The 16,055-nt window shown below is 71.4% G+C and carries 10 protein-coding genes; 9 read left to right on the top strand and 1 reads right to left on the bottom strand.

The window, feature by feature from the left end:
* Positions 1-383: 383 nt before the first annotated feature.
* On the bottom strand, positions 384-4,331 hold the full coding sequence (eccCa, locus tag ABZW10_RS30220; protein ID WP_355372088.1) for a type VII secretion protein EccCa: 3,948 nt from the start codon (positions 4,329-4,331) through the stop codon (positions 384-386).
* A 383-nt stretch (positions 4,332-4,714) separates the two neighbouring features.
* Here eccCa and eccD point away from each other — a divergent pair, with 383 nt between their 5' ends.
* The 9 genes from eccD to ABZW10_RS30175 all read left to right on the top strand — a co-directional run bounded on the left by eccD (position 4,715) and on the right by ABZW10_RS30175 (position 15,750).
* The gene (eccD, locus tag ABZW10_RS30215) at positions 4,715-6,178 is read left to right on the top strand and encodes a type VII secretion integral membrane protein EccD (protein WP_355372086.1); all 1,464 of its coding nucleotides are present in this window, start codon (positions 4,715-4,717) and stop codon (positions 6,176-6,178) included.
* A gap of 184 nt (positions 6,179-6,362) precedes the next feature.
* Entirely contained in the window at positions 6,363-6,653 is a 291-nt protein-coding gene (gene rpsO, locus ABZW10_RS30210; RefSeq protein WP_209416808.1) for a 30S ribosomal protein S15, read from the top strand.
* 451 nt (positions 6,654-7,104) lie between these two features.
* Positions 7,105-9,312: a polyribonucleotide nucleotidyltransferase gene (locus ABZW10_RS30205; RefSeq protein WP_355372084.1), complete on the top strand. Its 2,208-nt coding sequence runs from the start codon at positions 7,105-7,107 to the stop codon at positions 9,310-9,312.
* A 107-nt stretch (positions 9,313-9,419) separates the two neighbouring features.
* A complete protein-coding gene (locus ABZW10_RS30200) occupies positions 9,420-10,772 on the top strand; it encodes a pitrilysin family protein (protein ID WP_355372082.1) in 1,353 nt (450 codons plus the stop codon).
* Positions 10,773-10,786: 14 nt separating this feature from the next.
* Positions 10,787-11,533: a 4-hydroxy-tetrahydrodipicolinate reductase gene (dapB, locus tag ABZW10_RS30195; protein ID WP_355372080.1), complete on the top strand. Its 747-nt coding sequence runs from the start codon at positions 10,787-10,789 to the stop codon at positions 11,531-11,533.
* Positions 11,534-11,540: 7 nt separating this feature from the next.
* A complete protein-coding gene (locus ABZW10_RS30190; protein ID WP_355372078.1) occupies positions 11,541-12,041 on the top strand; it encodes a hypothetical protein in 501 nt (166 codons plus the stop codon).
* A complete protein-coding gene (gene thyX, locus ABZW10_RS30185) occupies positions 12,038-12,769 on the top strand; it encodes an FAD-dependent thymidylate synthase (protein WP_355372075.1) in 732 nt (243 codons plus the stop codon). Before ABZW10_RS30190 ends, thyX begins: the two co-directional genes overlap by 4 nt.
* Positions 12,770-12,994: 225 nt before the next feature.
* Entirely contained in the window at positions 12,995-13,894 is a 900-nt protein-coding gene (dapA, locus tag ABZW10_RS30180) for a 4-hydroxy-tetrahydrodipicolinate synthase (protein ID WP_355372073.1), read from the top strand.
* Positions 13,895-14,064: 170 nt separating this feature from the next.
* Positions 14,065-15,750, top strand: a complete 1,686-nt coding sequence (locus tag ABZW10_RS30175; protein WP_355372070.1) for a ribonuclease J — start codon at positions 14,065-14,067, stop codon at positions 15,748-15,750.
* Positions 15,751-16,055 lie beyond the last annotated feature (305 nt).

Below are 16,055 nucleotides of genomic sequence, written 5' to 3'. Positions count from 1 at the left end.
CCTGGGCCGCCATGGAACCTTGGCCGTATTGATCGAGTCAATGGCGGAATCGCTTCGGAATCCGTCGTCAAGGAGTGCATAAACATGCGATCTGATGATCACTAAGCGTCATCACTATGCATGTCCGACTTGTTACTTTCGCTACATCGCACTTGAATCCAAGGTGAACGCCGTGTTGCATGCGCCCATTCAAAGGCACTGCCCGGATGTGGAGGCAGGTCGTCCGGAAGCCCCTGCGGCGCCCGCCGAGCCCCGGGCCGGGTACGGGAACCGCAGCTCTCCGGCGGAAAGATCTAGGTAACGTTTCGACACCCGGGACGGCGGAAGGGGCCGGATCCGAGGACCCGACCCCTTCGAACACGCTCCGTGACCGGAACCGGCGGCTACGGCGCCGACAGCCAGCCCGTCTGCACCATCTGCCCGCCGGTCATCCGGCGCGAGACGTACACGCCCCGGCCCGGCGGCAGCGCCTGCGGCTTGACGGTGCCCAGCAGCGGGCCCTCGTCCCGGTTGCCGGACAGCATCACGCCCTGGCCGCCCAGCTCGCGCATCCGCTGCATGAACGGCTCGTACAGCGAACGCCCGGCACCGCCCGCGCTGCGCGCCACGATCACCCGCAGGCCGATGTCCCGCGCGAACGGCAGGAACTCCGCGAGCGCCGCCAGCGGATTGCCCGAGGAGGTCGCCACCAGTTCGTAGTCGTCGACGACCACGAACATGTCCTTGCCGCTGTACCAGCTGCGGTTGCGCAGCTGCTCGGCGGTGACGTCCGGACCGGGCAGCCGGCGCGCGCAGGCCCCGCGCAGCATCTCCACCACGCTCGACATGGCCGGCTGCGCGGCCGCGTACTCCACCAGGTACTCCGGCGGGACGACGCCCAGCAGCGCGCGCCGGTAGTCGCCGACCACGATGCCGGCCCGGTCCGGGGTGTACCGCTCGGTGATCTGCTTGACCAGCATCCGCAGCAGCGCGGACTTCCCGGACTCGGTGTCGCCGAACACGATGAACAGCGGGTCGGTCTCGAAGTTGACGAAGGCCGGCGCCAGCTCCGCCTCGTCCACGCCGAACGCGACGCCCCGCTCCGGGTGCTCGAAGCCCTTCGGCAGCGAGTGCCCGTCCAGTACCGCCGGCAGCATCCGCACCTGCGGCGCGCGCGGGCCCGTCCAGGCCCCGGTGACCGCCGAGACCAGCCCGGCCACGCCGTTCGGCAGGTCCTCCACCGAGCCGGAGCCGTCCAGCCGCGGCAGACCGGTGAGGAAGTGCAGCCGGTCCGCGGTGACGCCGCGCCCCGGCACGGCCGGCACGTTCTGCGCCACCCGGCGGTCCACCTCGGACTCCATGGAGTCGCCGAGCTTCAGCTCGGTCCGGTTCTGCAGCAGGTCCTTGAGCGCCGGGCGGACCTCCGCGTACCGGGCCGCGGTGACGATCAGGTGGACGCCGTAGCCCAGACCGCGCTGGGCGATGTCGCCGATCACCGGCTCCAGCGGCTCGAACTCCTGCTTGAAGGTGTTCCAGCCGTCGATCACCAGGAAGACGTCGCCGAACTGCTCCTCCGGCAGCGCGCCGGAGGCCCGGCGGGACCGGTAGGTGCCGATCGAGTCGATCCCGGTGGCCCGGAAGAGCTCCTCGCGCCGGTTCAGCACGCCGTGCACCTCGGAGACCATCCGGCGCACCTTCTCGGCATCCAGCCGCCCGGCCACCCCGCCGACCTGCGGCAGCTCCTGGAGCGACTGGAAGCCGCCGCCGCCGAAGTCCAGCAGGTAGAACTGCACCTCCAGCGGGGTGTGGGTGAGCGCGAACGAGGCCACCGTGGTGCGGATCACCGTCGACTTGCCGGACCGCGGACCACCGACCACCAGACCGTGGCCGGCCGCCCCCGAGTAGTCGTGGTCGAGGATGTCGCGCCGCTGGTCGCGCGGCTTGTCGACGATGCCGACCGGTACCCGCAGTCGGCCCAGCGCCCCGTACTGCGGCGCGGTCAGCCCGCGCTCGGGGGTCGCCTGCAGCGGCGGCAGCAGCTGGTCCACGCTCGGCGGGGCGTCCAGCGGCGGCAGCCACACCTGGTGCGCCGCCGGGCCCTGGCCCGCCATCCGCTGCACGAAGACGTCCAGCACGGTGTCCATCAGGGCGTCGTCCGGCTCCTCGACGAGCGGCTCGACCTCCTGCACCAGCGGTTCGGTCACCGGCACCTCGGCCGCGGTGAACCGCACCGGCCGCGCGCTCACCAGCCGGCCGCCGGTCGACCGCTGCTGGCCCGGCGCCCGGTACGGCCCGGAGACGTACGCGGCCTTGAACCGCTCCATCACATCGGTGCCGAACTTCAGGTAGCCGACGCCCGGCACCGGCGGCAGGTGGTACGCGTCCGGGACGCCGATCGCCGCCCGCGACTCGGCCGCCGAGAAGGTGCGCAGGCCGATCCGGTAGGAGAGATAGGTGTCCAGACCGCGCAGCTTGCCCTCCTCCAGACGCTGCGAGGCCAGCAGCAGGTGCACCCCGAGGGACCGCCCGATCCGGCCGATCTGGATGAACATGTCGATGAAGTCGGGCTTGGCGGTGAGGAGTTCGGAGAACTCGTCGATGATCAGTACCAGCGACGGCAGCGGGTCCAGCGCCGCACCGGCCGCCCGGGCCCGCTCGTACTCGTGGATGTTGGCGTAGTTGCCGGCCCGGTGCAGCAGCTCCTGGCGCCGGTTGAGCTCGCCCTCGATGGCGTCCCGCATGCGGTCCACCAGGGTCAGCTGGCCCTCCAGGTTGGTGATCACCGCGGAGGTGTGCGGCATGTCCGCCATGCCCGCGAAGGTCGCGCCGCCCTTGAAGTCGGCGAGCACGAAGTTCAGCGTCTCCGAGGAGTGCGTCATCGCCAGCCCCAGTACCAGGGTGCGCAGCAGCTCGGACTTGCCGGAGCCGGTCGCGCCGACGCACAGGCCGTGCGGGCCCATGCCCTCCAGCGCGGCCTCCTTGATGTCCAGGTACACGTGCTCGCCGCCGGCCCCGACGCCGATCGGCACCCGCAGCCGCTCGTGCTGCGCCCGCTGCCGCCAGCTGCGGGCGACGTCGAAGGAGCCCGGGTCGCCGGAGTTCATCAGGTCGGTGAAGTCCAGGTTGGACAGCAGCGGTTCGTCGTCGCCGCCGGCCGAGGCCCGGTACGGCGCCAGCTGGCGGGCCAGCGCCTCGGACTGCCAGGCGGTGAGGGTGTCCGGGGCGCCGGAGTAGGTGGCGCCGGAGGCCGAGCGCAGCACCAGCTCGTCCGGCGAGACGGTGATGACCAGGTGCCCGGTCGGCTCGTCGAGGTCGCCCGGGACCACCTCGACGATGGTCACCCCGTGCACGCCCTCGGCGCCCGCCAGCAGTGAGTCGTGCGGCACCGACGCGCCGTCCATCACGACCACGATGTGCGGCTGGTCGGGCGCCGGCGAGGCGTCCCGGACGAACCGCTGACGGCCGGCCAGTTCGTCCTGGAGCAGCAGCTCCAGCTCGCCGAGGCCGGTGGCGATCAGCCGGCGCGAACCGGCGCCGTCGCTCTCCTTGCGGTGCTGGTTGTGCGGGAGCCACTTGGTCCACTCCCACTCGTCCACCGCGCCGGGCGCGGCCGCCACCGTCACCAGCAGGTCGTCCGGCGAGTGCAGGGTGGTCAGCTGGGCGACCATCGCCCGGACGTTGCCGTAGACGGTGTCCGGGTCGCCGCAGACCGTGATGTGGTAGAAGGCGCGCAGCGAGATCGCCAACGGCAGGTCCTGCAGGGTGCCGTGGGCGTTCAGGAAGGTCTGCATCGCGGCGGCCGACAGCGGTTCCAGCTCGTCCATCGGCGCGGTCTGCGGCGCCACCAGCGGGGTGGACAGCTGCACCGGCCCGCGGCCGACCCGGATCTGCGCGAAGTCGGCGTCCCCGGCCCGCCGCTCCCACAGCCGTCGGCCGTCGGCGACGATCGACCAGAGCTGGTCCGGCTCGGGGTTCAGGAACAGCTGCGCGCCGCGCTGGCGCTCGGCGGTCCGGCGTACCTGGCGGCGCATCTGCTGCAGGTACTTGAGGTAGTCGCGCCGCTCGTCCGCGGTGGCCGAGGAGCCGCCCTTGCGGGCCCGGACGATCTGGGCGAGCGCCATGCCGACCGTCGAGACGATCATCAGGCCGCCCATGATCTTCATCGGGGCCTGGGCGCCCGGGGAGAAGAAGAACACCGCCGACCCGCCCATGCCGAGCATCGGCAGGATGCTCATCACCCAGTCCTCGCCGCCCGACCTGGGCAGTTCGGGCGGGGCGACCAGCTCCACCGGCTCGTCCGGCACCGCGGGCGGGTAGGCCCGGGGAGGCCGCTTGACGGTGATCACGCCCATGCGCGCTCCACCCCCCGACCACGAACGCTTCGCTCGATCACCACGGCATCAGCCCTCACGCCACTGGATACGTACGGGTGAGGACGCCCCGTGTGACGCCGCCCCCGCTCCGCCGGCCGCAGGCACCCGGGGAGGCGCGCGCCGCCCCCGCCGCCTTGCGCAGGGGCCGATCCTACTGGGGCCCGGGCCCGCCCCGGCCGCCCGCCCTCCACGGGGCCGGACACGAACCGAGCGGGTAGGGTAACGCCGCGCCAACTCGTGGCCCCGCCGGGCCGGTTCCGCCCGGCCGGTGCCCGCGGGTCGGCCGGACCGACCAGCCGCCGGTGCCGCGGCACCGTCACCAAGGGGGAGCGCCCAGTGCGTCGAGCGAACGAGGTGCGGGCATGACGACGCCCGCCACCACCGGCTTCTGCCGGGTCACCGTCGTCGCGCCGGACAGCCGGATCGACGTCGCCCTGCCCGAGGACGTCCCGCTCGCGGACGTCTACCCCGAGGTGCTGCGGCTCTCCGGCCAGACCCAGCCCGACGGCGTCCCCACCGGGTTCCACCTGGTCCGCCGCGACGGCACGGTGCTCGACGGCAGCCGCTCGCTGGGCGCCCAGCAGGTGCGCGACGGCGACCTGCTCAGCCTGCGCCCGTTCGCCGAGTCGCTGCCGCCCGCGGTCTACGACGACGTCGCCGACGCGATCGCCACCGCCGGCGAGAGCGACCGCCGGTTCTGGAGCCCCGAGCTGATGCGCGCCTTCGGCCTCATCGGCACCGGCGTGCTGCTCACCCTGCTCGGCTTCGCCCTCTGGTTCGCCGACCTGCGCCACGACATGCACGGCCTGCCCGGCGTGCTCTCCGGCGTCGTCGCCGTCGTGCTCACCGCCTTCGCCGGCGTCCGCGCCCGGGTCTACCGGGACGCCTGGGCCGGCCTCGCGCTCGGCCTCGGCGCCCTGCCGCACGCCCTGATCGCCGGCAGCGGCGTCCTCGCGCCCACCGGCGGCCCGCTGGCCGGACCCGGCCGGCTGCAGTTCCTCACCGGCTGCGTCGCCGTGCTGGTGGTCGCCGTCCTGCTGGTCGGCCTGCTGCCCGAGCGGGACTCGCTGTTCGTCGCCGCCGCCTTCCTGGCCGCGGCCGGCGCGCTCGCCACCTTCGCCGCCGTCCTGCTGCCGGGCACCCCGGCCAACCACATCGCCGCCGTCACCGGCGTCGCCGCCGTCGCCGCGATCGGCTTCCTGCCCGGCCTGTCCGCCCGCTTCGCCCGGCTGCCCGTCGGCTACAGCGCCCCCGGCCAGACCCGCGCCCGCGGCCGCGACCACGACGAGGAGGCCGTCCGCGCCGAACTCGTCCAGTACGAGCGGATCGCCCACCAGGCCCGCCGCGGCCACGAGGTGCTGGTCGGCCTGGTCGGCGGCTGCGCCGCGGTGATCGTCGGCGCCTGTGCGGTGCTGGGCTTCACCGACGAGACGTTCCCCGAGCTGCTCGCCCTCCTCTTCGGCCTCGCCACCATGCTGCGCGCCCGGCTGTTCCGCTACAGCGCCCAGGTCTTCAGCCTCAGCATCGCCGGCCTGCTCGGACTGTCGCTGCTGATCGTCGGTCTCTCCCTGCACACCCCGCAGTTCGTGCTGCGGGCCGGCATCGGCTCCACCGGCGCCGACCTGCGCACCGTCTGGCTGACCGCCTCGATCGCCTTCGGCGCCGCGGTGCTCACCGCGATCGCCCTGGTGGTGCCCCGGCTCGGCGTCTCCCCGTTCTGGGGGCGCATCCTGGACCTGGTCGACAGCCTCACCCTGATGTCGCTGGTCCCGCTGGTCCTGGCGGTCCTCGACGTCTACCGGCTGGTCCGCGGCGCCACCGGCTGACCGCGCGCCGGGGCCGCCGGCCACCCGTGTCGGCGGCACTGGTACGCTTGGCCTCCGAGCGCAGCCGTGTGTCCGTCCCCGGGTGGGACGACGACCGGCGGCCGCGCCCGTCACGACACCGAGTTCTCCCAGAGTCCTGTGCCGTAGACCAGGACCGCTCGGTATCACCTCGTAAGGAGTTGCAGTGGCTCTCGCCTCTGACGTCAAGAAGCAGATCATCGCCGAGTTCGGCCAGAAGGAGGGCGACACCGGCTCCCCCGAGGTCCAGGTCGCCATGCTCTCCCGCCGCATCTCGGACCTGACCGAGCACCTCAAGTCCCACAAGCACGACCACCACTCGCGTCGTGGCCTGCTGATCCTGGTCGGCCAGCGCCGCCGCCTGCTGCAGTACCTGGCCAAGAAGGACATCGAGCGCTTCCGTACGCTCGTCGACCGCCTGGGCATCCGCCGCGGTGCCGCCGGCGGCGCCCGCTGAGAACGCCGCACGGGGCGGCTCCCCACACCGGGGAGCCGCCCCTCGCGCGTATGCCGCGGCCGTCCGACCGGGGCGCCCGAACACAACAACCGGGCATAACAACTCGCGCGCACCTCCCCAGGTGGCCGAGGATTGCACCGTAGGGTTGTGGGCATGCCGGGTGATGGCGCCGCAAGCGCGCCACTCGGGCAGCAGAACCCAACCCCCCGCGGGACGAAGGCTTCAAACGGAAGCCGCCCGCATCCGAGAGAGCGTCCAGACGCGAACCGCCCGTCCGGACCCGGCCGGCCGAGAGGCGCCGGTCCTCGGTAGTGGCCGCCGGAGGCCCCGCAGACCGAAGCGGGGTGCACCGGAGGCTTCGATCGAAGACCGGCCCGACCGTTCAGGGTCAACACGCAGGCGATGCGCGGGGACGCTCTCCCGGAGACGTACGAAAGAGGAGATCTTCCAGGTGGAAGAGAACGTGTTCTACGCCGAGGCCGTGATCGACAACGGCTCCTTCGGCACCCGCACCATCCGCTTCGAGACCGGCCGCCTGGCCCGTCAGGCCGCCGGCTCGGCCGTCGCCTACCTGGACGACGACACCATGGTGCTGTCGGCCACCAGCGCGTCCAAGCAGCCGAAGGAGCACTTCGACTTCTTCCCGCTGACCGTGGACGTCGAGGAGCGGATGTACGCCGCCGGCCGCATCCCCGGCTCGTTCTTCCGTCGCGAGGGCCGGCCCTCCGAGGACGCGATCCTCACCTGCCGCCTGATCGACCGCCCGCTGCGCCCGTCCTTCGTCAAGGGCCTGCGCAACGAGATCCAGGTCGTCGTCACCGTGATGGCGCTGAACCCGGACCACCTGTACGACGTGGTGGCCATCAACGCCGCCTCCGCCTCCACCCAGCTGGCGGGCCTGCCGTTCTCCGGCCCCATCGGTGGCGTGCGCGTCGCCCTGATCAACGGCCAGTGGGTCGCGTTCCCGACCCACAGCGAGCTGGAGTCGGCCGTCTTCGACATGGTCGTCGCCGGTCGCGTCCTGCCGGACGGCGACGTCGCGATCATGATGGTCGAGGCCGAGGCCACCGACAAGACCATCAAGCTGGTCGAGGGCGGCGCCGACGCGCCGACCGAGGAGGTCGTCGCGGCCGGCCTCGAGGCCGCCAAGCCGTTCATCAAGGTGCTGTGCGCCGCCCAGGCCCAGCTGGCCGCCCAGGCCGCCAAGCCGACCGGCGAGTTCCCGGTCTTCCTGGACTACCAGGACGACGTGCTGGCCGCGCTGACCGCCGCCGTCAAGGACGAGCTGGCCCAGGCCCTCACCATCGCGGGCAAGCAGGAGCGCAACAACGAGCTGGACCGCGTCAAGGCGCTGGCCGCCGAGAAGCTGCTGCCCGAGTTCGAGGGCCGCGAGAAGGAGATCAGCGCCGCCTACAACGCGCTGACCAAGAAGATCGTCCGCGAGCGCGTCATCAAGGACAAGGTCCGCATCGACGGCCGCGGCGTCACCGACATCCGCACCCTGGCCGCCGAGGTCGAGGCCATCCCGCGGGTGCACGGCTCGGCCCTGTTCGAGCGCGGCGAGACCCAGATCCTGGGTGTCACCACGCTGAACATGCTCCGCATGGAGCAGCAGCTGGACACGCTCTCCCCGGAGACCCGCCGCCGCTACATGCACAACTACAACTTCCCGCCGTACTCGGTCGGCGAGACCGGCCGCGTCGGTTCGCCGAAGCGCCGCGAGATCGGCCACGGCGCGCTGGCCGAGCGGGCCATCCTCCCGGTCCTGCCGACCCGCGAGGAGTTCCCGTACGCCATCCGCCAGGTCTCCGAGGCGCTGGGCTCCAACGGCTCCACCTCGATGGGCTCGGTCTGCGCCTCCACCATGTCGCTGCTGAACGCCGGTGTGCCGCTGAAGGCCGCCGTCGCCGGCATCGCGATGGGCCTGATCTCCCAGGAGATCGACGGTGAGACCCACTTCGTGACCCTCACCGACATCCTCGGTGCCGAGGACGCGTACGGCGACATGGACTTCAAGGTCGCCGGTACCCGCAACTTCATCACCGCCCTGCAGCTGGACACCAAGCTCAACGGCATCCCGGCGTCGGTGCTCGCCGCCGCGCTGAAGCAGGCCCGCGACGCCCGCCTGCACATCCTCGACGTGATGAACGAGGCCATCGACTCCCCGGACGAGATGTCCCCGAACGCGCCGCGCATCATCACCATCAAGATCCCGGTGGACAAGATCGGCGAGGTCATCGGCCCCAAGGGCAAGATGATCAACCAGATCCAGGAGGACACCGGCGCCGAGATCACGATCGAGGACGACGGCACCATCTACATCGGTGCCGCCGACGGCCCGGCCGCCGAGGCCGCCCGCACCACGATCAACCAGATCGCCAACCCGACCATGCCGGAGGTCGGCGAGCGCTACCTGGGCACCGTGGTCAAGACCACGACCTTCGGCGCCTTCGTCTCGCTCATGCCGGGCAAGGACGGTCTGCTGCACATCTCGCAGATCCGCAAGCTCGCCGGCGGCAAGCGCGTCGAGAACGTCGAGGACGTCCTCGGCGTCGGCGCCAAGGTGCAGGTCGAGATCGCCGAGATCGACCCGCGCGGCAAGCTCTCGCTGATCCCGGTCATCGAGGGCGAGGAGAACGCCGAGGCCGCTTCCGAGTGAAGCGCCGCTAGCTGAACCCCGCGGCCCGCACGCCCCCAGCGGCGTGCGGGCCGCACCCTGTTGTCCCCCCACGCTCCTCGACGGATGCTTTCTACGGAGGTACCCCCGTGGCCCAGGCCTCGGCGGCGAAGCAGCGCCCCGGCACGACCCGGACCCTGCTCAAGGGCGCCGACGGCGCCGGAACCGTGCGCCGCACCGTCCTCCCCGGCGGCCTGCGCGTCGTCACCGAGACCCTGCCGACGGTGCGCTCCGCGACCTTCGGCATCTGGGTCGGTGTCGGCTCGCGGGACGAGACGCCGCAGCTCAACGGCGCCACCCACTACCTGGAGCACCTGCTCTTCAAGGGCACCGAGCGGCGCAGCGCGCTGGACATCTCGGCCGCCCTGGACGCCGTCGGCGGCGAGATGAACGCCTTCACCGCGAAGGAGAACACCTGCTACTACGCGCGGGTGCTCGACACCGACCTGCCGCTGGCCATCGACGTGGTCTGCGACATGCTCACCGGCTCGCTGATCCGCCCCGAGGACGTCGAGGCCGAGCGCGGCGTCATCCTGGAGGAGATGGCGATGGCCGAGGACGACCCGGGTGACGTCGTCCACGACCTCTTCGCCAAGGTGATCTTCGGCAGCGGCCCGCTCGGCCGGCCGATCCTCGGCACCCAGGAGACGATCCGCTCGCTCACCCGCGACCAGATCGCCAACTTCTTCCACCGCCGCTACAAGCCCGAGCACCTGGTCGTCGCCGCGGCCGGCAACCTGGACCACCGCAAGGTCGTCCGGCAGGTCGAGCAGGCCTTCGCGCCGCTGCTCGCCAAGTCCGAGGCCGTCCCCGCCGAGCCCCGCCGCGGCATCAAGGCGCTGCGCACCGCGGGCCGGGTCGAGGTGCTCAACCGGGCCACCGAGCAGGCCCACCTGGTGCTGGGCGTGCCCGGCGTGCCCCGGCACGACGAGCGCCGCTGGGCGATGGGCGTGCTCAACGCGGCCCTCGGCGGCGGCATGAGCTCGCGGCTGTTCCAGGAGGTCCGGGAGAAGCGCGGCCTGGCGTACTCGGTGTACTCCTACTCCTCCTCGTACGCGGACAGCGGCCTGTTCGGCATCTACGCCGGCTGCCAGCCCAAGCGGGTCGAGGAGGTGCTGCGGATCTGCCACGAGGAGCTCGCCAAGGTGGTCGCCGAGGGCATCACCGAGGAGGAGCTGCAGCGCGCGATCGGCCAGATCTCCGGTTCCACCGTGCTCGGCATGGAGGACACCGGCTCGCTGATGAACCGCATCGGCAAGGCCGAGCTCAGCTACGGCCACCACCTGTCGGTCGACGACATGCTGGAGCGGATAGCGGCGGTGACCCTGGACGACGTGCACGAGGTCGCCCGTGATGTGCTGGGTGCCTACCGGCCGTCGCTGGCGCTGATCGGTCCGATCACCGACAACCGGGCCGCGAAGCTCGCCGACCTGCTGGCCTGAAGGGACTTCTCACCATGACGCTGCGTGTCGCCGTGATCGGCGCCCGGGGCCGGATCGGCTCCGAGGCCGTCAAGGCCGTCGAGGCCGCCCCGGACCTGGAGCTGGTCGCCGCCCTGGGGCGCGAGTCGAAGCTCTCCGAGCTGACCGAGGCCGGGGTGCAGGCCGTCGTCGAGCTGACCCACCCCGACGCGGTGATGGGCAACCTCGACTACTGCCTGCACCACGGCATCCACGTGGTCACCGGCACCACCGGCTGGACCGACGAGCGGCTGGCCACCGTGCGCGGCTGGCTCGACGAGGCACCGGAGCTCGGCCTGCTGATCGCGCCGAACTTCTCCATCGGCGCGATCCTCGGCATGAGGTTCTCGCAGATCGCCGCCCGGTACTTCGAGTCGGTCGAGGTCGTCGAGCTGCACCACGACCGCAAGGCGGACGCCCCCAGCGGCACCGCCACCCGCACCGCCCAGCTGATCGCCGCCGCCCGCGCGGAGGCCGGCCGTCCGCCGCAGCAGGACCCGACCACGCACGCCCTGCCGGGCGCCCGCGGCGCCGACGTCGACGGGGTGCCGGTGCACTCGGTGCGGCTGCGCGGCCTGCTCGCCCACCAGCAGGTGATGTTCGGCGACACCGGTGAGACCCTCACCATCCGGCACGACTCGCTGCACCACAGCAGCTTCATGCCGGGCATCCTGCTGGGCGTGCGCAAGGTCGTGGAGACGCCCGGGCTCACCCTGGGCCTCGAGCACTTCCTGGACCTGTGAGCCCGGCATGACCTCCCGTACCGGTTTCTTCGTCCTCTCCGGCGTCCTGGCGCTGGTCGCGCTGATCTGCGTCGGCGAGGGCGTCCAGCTCATCGCCACCGGCAAGCCGCTCGGCATCGGCCTGGGCCTGTGCGCCTTCGTCATCCCGGTCATCGGCCTCTGGTTCCTGCGTCAGACGGTCCGCTTCGGCCGGGACAGCGAGCGGCTCGCCCGTGAGCTGGAGGCCGAGGGCGGCCTGCCGGTCGACGAGCTGAAGCGCACCGACGGCGGGAGGATCGACCGCGACTCGGCCGACGCCGTGTTCGCCCGGCGCAAGGCCGAGGCCGAGGCCGCCCCCGGCGACTGGCGGGTCTTCTTCCGCCTGGCGGTCGCCTACGCCGACGCCGGCGACGTGCCGCGCGCCCGCAAGACCATGCAGCACGCGATCCGGCTGCACCGCACCACCGGTGCCGACACCGCCGGCACCAACGGCACCACCATCAGCAAGCCTGCGAGGAGCAACGCGTGAGCGACGACACCACGGCCCCCCAGTTCCGCAGCGACGTCACCGCGGAGCTGGTCCGCAGCTCCGCCGCCGATTCGGACGTCATCTGGGCCGCCCGGGTCTCGACGGCGGGGGAGCAGTCCCTGGAGGCGCTCCAGGAGGACCCGGAGAAGTCCAAGGGCCTGATCAACTTCCTGATGCGGGACCGGCACGGCACGCCGTTCGAGCACAACTCGATGACCTTCTTCATCAGCGCGCCGATCTTCGTCTTCCGCGAGTTCCACCGCCACCGCAGCGGCTGGTCCTACAACGAGGAGTCCGGCCGCTACCGCGAGCTGCAGCCGGTCTTCTACGTGCCGGGCGAGGAGCGCAAGCTCGTCCAGCAGGGCCGCCCGGGCCGCTACGAGTTCGTCGAGGGCACCCCCGAGCAGCACAGCACCGTCACCTCCTCGATGGAGACCGCCTACCGTGAGGCGTACGGGCGCTACCAGGAGATGCTGGAGGCCGGCGTGGCCCGTGAGGTGGCCCGCGCCGTGCTGCCGGTCGGGCTCTACTCCTCGATGTACGCGACCTGCAACGCCCGCTCGCTGATGCACTTCCTGTCGTTGCGCACCAAGCGGGAGAACTCGGCCGTGCCGTCGTTCCCGCAGCGCGAGATCGAGATGGTCGCCGAGCGGATGGAGGAGCAGTGGGCCGCGCTCATGCCGCTCACCCATGCGGCCTTCGAGAAGCACGGCCGGGTCGCCCCCTGACCTGCGGCGACGGGCATCCGGGGAGAGTGTCTGGCATGTCTGGATTGCGGCATTTCTGACCGCTCCCTACGCTCGTGAACACGGATTCCGGTGCTGCTTGAACCCCCGAGCACGCAGCACCGGAATCCCATGTCCCCGCTGTTCGCCGCCGGTTCGCCGCCGTGGCCGTCCGAACCGTGGACCGGCCCGGGTGCCGACCCACCGCCTACGAGTAGTTTTGGACGCATGGCTCCGACCTCCACTCCCCAGACGCCCTTCGGGCGGGTCCTGACCGCGATGGTGACACCCTTCACCGCCGACGGCGGCCTCGACCTCGACGGCGCCCAGCGCCTCGCCGCGCACCTCGTCGACTCCGGCAACGACGGCCTCGTCGTCAACGGCACCACCGGGGAGTCCCCGACCACCAGCGACGCCGAGAAGGCCCAGCTCGTCCGCGCCGTGGTGGAGGCCGTCGGGGACCGGGCCCATGTGGTGGCCGGCGTCGGCACCAACGACACCCGCCACAGCGTCGAGCTGGCCCGTCAGGCCGAGGCGGCCGGCGCGCACGGCCTGCTGGTGGTCACGCCGTACTACAGCAAGCCCCCGCAGGAGGGCCTGTACCGGCACACCGTGGAGATCGCCGATGCCACCGGGCTCCCGGTCATGCTGTACGACATCCCCGGCCGCAGCGGCGTCGCGCTGAGCCACGAGACGCTGGTCAGGCTCGGCGAGCACCCGCGGATCGTCGCCAACAAGGACGCCAAGGGCGACCTCGGCGCCGCCTCCTGGGCCATCGCCCGTTCCGACCTCGCCTGGTACTCCGGCGACGACGTCCTCAACCTGCCGCTGCTGTCGGTCGGAGCCGTCGGCGTCGTCAGCGTGGTCGGTCATGTGGTCGCCGGGGAGCTGCGGTCCATGGTCGAGGCCTACCTGGCCGGCGATGTGGCCAAGGCCACGGCCGTCCACCAGCGCCTGCTGCCGGTGTTCACCGGTATCTTCCGCACCCAGGGCGTCATCCTCGCCAAGGCCGCGCTGGACCTCCAGGGCCTGCCCGCCGGCCCGCTGCGGCTGCCCCTGGTCGGTGCGACTCCCGAGGAGATCGCCCAACTGAAGAAGGATCTCGCCGACGGCGGGGTAGACCTCTAACAGACACAGACGTGCGCGCCCCGGCTCGCCGGGCCCTCACGGGCCCGCCGCTGAACCGGACCGCAGGCGCGAGAGCACAGACCCGGTAGGAAAACGACACTGAGAACGCACGCCATATGTCTCGCGGGGGAGGACCCCGGACATATGGCGTGCGTCGTGAGGAGAGTCTTTTGAGTCACCCGCATCCCGAACTCGGCGCACCGCCGGCCCTCAAGGCGGGCGCCCTGCGCATCACCCCGCTCGGCGGTCTCGGCGAGATCGGCCGCAACATGACGGTCTTCGAGTACGGGGACCGCATTCTCATCGTCGACTGCGGCGTCCTCTTCCCCGAGGACGAGCAGCCCGGCGTCGATCTGATCCTCCCGGACTTCAGCTACATCCGGGACCGCCTCGACAAGGTCGACGGCATCGTCCTCACGCACGGCCACGAGGACCACATCGGCGCCGTGCCGTACCTGCTCCGGGAGAACCCGGACATCCCGCTGATCGGGTCCAAGCTCACCCTCGCGCTGATCGAGGCCAAGCTCGCCGAGCACCGCATCCGCCCGTACGTGCTGGAGGTCGCCGAGGGCGACCGCGAGCGGATCGGCCCCTTCGACTGCCAGTTCATCGCGGTCAACCACTCCATCCCGGACGCGCTGGCCGTCGCCGTGCGCACGCCCGCCGGCATGGTCGTCGCCACCGGTGACTTCAAGATGGACCAGCTGCCGCTCGACGGCCGCCTCACCGACCTGCCGACCTTCGCCAAGCTGGCGGAGGAGGGCATGGACCTGCTGCTGGTGGACTCCACCAACGCCGAGGTCCCCGGTTTCATCCCGCACGAGCGGGACATCTCGGCCGCGCTGCGAAACGTTTTCGCGAACGCCGACAAGCGCATCATCGTCGCCTCGTTCGCCAGCCACGTGCACCGCATCCAGCAGGTGCTGGACGCCGCGCACGAGTACAAGCGCAAGGTCGCCTTCGTCGGCCGCTCGATGGTGCGCAACATGGGCATCGCCCGCGACCTCGGGTACCTGAAGGTCCCCGGCAACATGGTCGTCGACGTCAAGCAGCTGGACGACCTGCCGGACAAGGAGGTCGTGCTGATCTGTACCGGCTCGCAGGGCGAGCCGATGGCCGCGCTGTCCCGGATGGCCAACCGCGACCACCAGATCCGCATCGTCGAGGGCGACACCGTCGTCCTGGCGTCCTCGCTCATCCCGGGCAACGAGAACGCCGTGTACCGGGTCATCAACGGCCTGACCCGCTGGGGCGCCAAGGTCGTGCACAAGGGCAACGCCAAGGTGCACGTCTCCGGCCACGCCTCGGCCGGCGAGCTGCTGTACTTCTTCAACATCTGCAAGCCGCGCAACCTCATGCCGGTGCACGGCGAGTGGCGTCACCTGCGGGCCGCTGCCGACCTCGGCATCGCCACCGGTGTCCCGCGCAACCGCGTGGTCATCGCGGAGGACGGCGTCTGCGTCGACCTGGAGGGCGGCGTCGCCCGCATCGCCGGCAAGGTACAGGCCGGCTACGTCTACGTCGACGGCTCCTCGGTCGGCGACATCACCGAGGCCTCGCTCAAGGACCGCAAGATCCTCGGCGAGGAGGGCTTCATCTCCTGCTTCGTGGTGGTCGACTCCGCCAACGGCAAGATCGTCGGCGGCCCGAGCATCCAGGCCCGCGGCTCCGGCATCGACGACGCCGCGTTCGTCCCGGTCGCGGCCCGGCTGCAGGAGGCGCTCGACCGCTCGGCGGGCGACGGCGTCCTGGAGATCCGCCAGGTCCAGCAGCTCGTCCGCCGGACCATCGGCAAGTGGGTGGCCGACAACTACCGCCGCCGCCCGATGATCCTCCCGGTCGTCGTCGAGGTCTGAGCCTCCCCGGCGTGATTTGACGTGGGGCAACCCGGTGCGTAATGTTCTCCGGGTTGCCCCACGGGACGGCCCCCAGTCGAAGTTCTCGAACGAAATTCGAGAACGGAGCGGGAAAACGGCCCGAGAAACTCTGATAGAGTTCGGGAGCGCCGAAAGGCCAAAGCAAATCGGATGAATGAAACTCCGGAAAACGGAGCGGAAAACATCTGATAAGCTGGAAACACGAAAGAACGAAGCGCCCGGAGGGCCGGTGTGAAAGCCGCCTGAAGGAAGCGTCCGTTCCTTGAGAACTCAACAGCGTGCCA

It is taken from the genome of Kitasatospora sp. NPDC004723, assembly GCF_040609255.1.
Lineage (GTDB): Bacteria > Actinomycetota > Actinomycetes > Streptomycetales > Streptomycetaceae > Kitasatospora.
The sequence above is the reverse complement of the archived record's forward strand: the minus strand, read 5'-3'. Positions and strand labels throughout refer to the sequence as shown.

Bases quoted from the DNA above. Each gene is read 5' to 3' on its own strand.
- ABZW10_RS30190 (WP_355372078.1), top strand. From the start codon at position 11,541: ATGACCTCCCGTACCGGTTTCTTCGTCCTCTCCGGCGTCCTGGCGCTG.
- eccD (WP_355372086.1), top strand. From the start codon at position 4,715: ATGACGACGCCCGCCACCACCGGCTTCTGCCGGGTCACCGTCGTCGCG.
- dapA (WP_355372073.1), top strand. From the start codon at position 12,995: ATGGCTCCGACCTCCACTCCCCAGACGCCCTTCGGGCGGGTCCTGACC.
- dapB (WP_355372080.1), top strand. From the start codon at position 10,787: ATGACGCTGCGTGTCGCCGTGATCGGCGCCCGGGGCCGGATCGGCTCC.
- eccCa (WP_355372088.1), bottom strand. From the start codon at position 4,331: ATGGGCGTGATCACCGTCAAGCGGCCTCCCCGGGCCTACCCGCCCGCG.